Annotated in this window: 1 protein-coding gene; it reads left to right on the forward strand. The window is 32.5% G+C overall.

The window, feature by feature from the left end:
- Positions 1 to 34: 34 nt before the first annotated feature.
- Positions 35 to 1,547, forward strand: a 1,513-nt coding sequence (locus G7Y42_RS14845; protein WP_241161975.1) for a toxin Cry1Ac domain D-VI-related protein, incomplete at its 3' end; no start/stop codon positions are given.

Raw genomic sequence — 1,547 nt, forward strand, 5'->3', positions numbered from 1 at the left:
CTTTGACAAAAGAACTGAAAAGGATGATTTATACATGAAATGTAAAAAAATAATTACAACGCTAATGCTTTCTACATCTATTCTAGGAACATTAACACCGATGGTACCTACTTTAGCAGCAGAAAATGACCAAGTAGTAGCTACAACTACAAATCAAACGAACCAAATAGTAAATATTCCAGATGTTAATTTGAAAAAAGCATTAAACCAGAAATTAAATCAAGCAGAAAATGCAACCATTACTGCAGATCAATTAGCAACTATTAAAGAATTAGACGTGAATAATCGGAATATTGCTTCCATTGAAGGATTGCAATGTTGTACCAATTTAACTACTTTAAAAATTGGAAATGGAATAGGGAACAATGATTCAGAATCAAATACGGTTTCAGATTTAACACCATTAAAAAACCTAACAAAATTAACAACACTTGTTACGGGTTCTTTGCCAATTGCAGACTTTAGTCCGTTAAAAAATATACCATTAGACCTATTTGAGACAAATATTAACTCAAATCTTGGAAATATAAATTTAACACCTGATGAAAATGGAACAGTTACTTGGAAAAACCCGTTTATTAATATTGATGGAACTGCAATGATACCGGAGGACCTTTATGGTGGGAGTTATGATAAAGCAACAAACACCATTACATGGACAAAAGAAGCATTTCAAAAAAATTGTCAGTTCTCTGATGGTAATGAAGCGGATGGCTATCATCACTATATGAATTTAAGTGTAGAAGATTTTAATGATTCAAAGATGTTGCCAATATTCGGTAATGTTGAGTTACAAACCACCTATTATTCTGATGGTATGGCAGCGTTCAATACAGTCAAAAGTTTATTTAAAAACACAGACTCCGAATACCTAGGTTTTTGGTCAATTGCGGATGATTTAACGCAAGAAAAAATTGATGCGGCCAAAGCAAAAGTAGATGTTTTACCTGATGATATAAAAATTCCAATTAATGCAGGTTCTTACAAAACAAAACAAGACTTAGAAAATTTAATCATACGAGCACAATATTTTTTTGATAGAAAACAAGAAACCTTGGCATTATTTAAAGATCATTCAGATGATACAAATACTTTAGAAGATAACATTACACGAGAAAAAATCAATCAAGTAAAAACAGAAATTGAAAAACTCCATGATGGTGAGACAAAAACTTATTTGTTAAATCTAGTCAATAAAGCACAACAATTATTTGATGAAACTCACAAACAACAAAGTGTAGAACAAACGATTCAACTTGGTGGACAAGAGTTGGCAAAAGTTCCTATCGCTCCACGAGTTTCGTTGACAGTAAAAGGCCATAAAGCAACAATTACAAAAAATTCCAATTATCAATTCCATTGGTGCGGTTGGAAAACAAGTAGATACGCCTCCATTAAATTAACAGATCCTAATGGAAACATACTTTACAACCAACAATGGAATGGCAATCAACAAGTGAAAGGAAACTATGGTCCAATTGCTTCTGTTGATTTACCAGAAGGAAGTACAGTCGAAATTTATCATGCCGAAGGCCCATGGCATCGAT

It is taken from the genome of Enterococcus sp. ZJ1622, assembly GCF_011038845.1.
Classification (GTDB): domain Bacteria; phylum Bacillota; class Bacilli; order Lactobacillales; family Enterococcaceae; genus Enterococcus_B.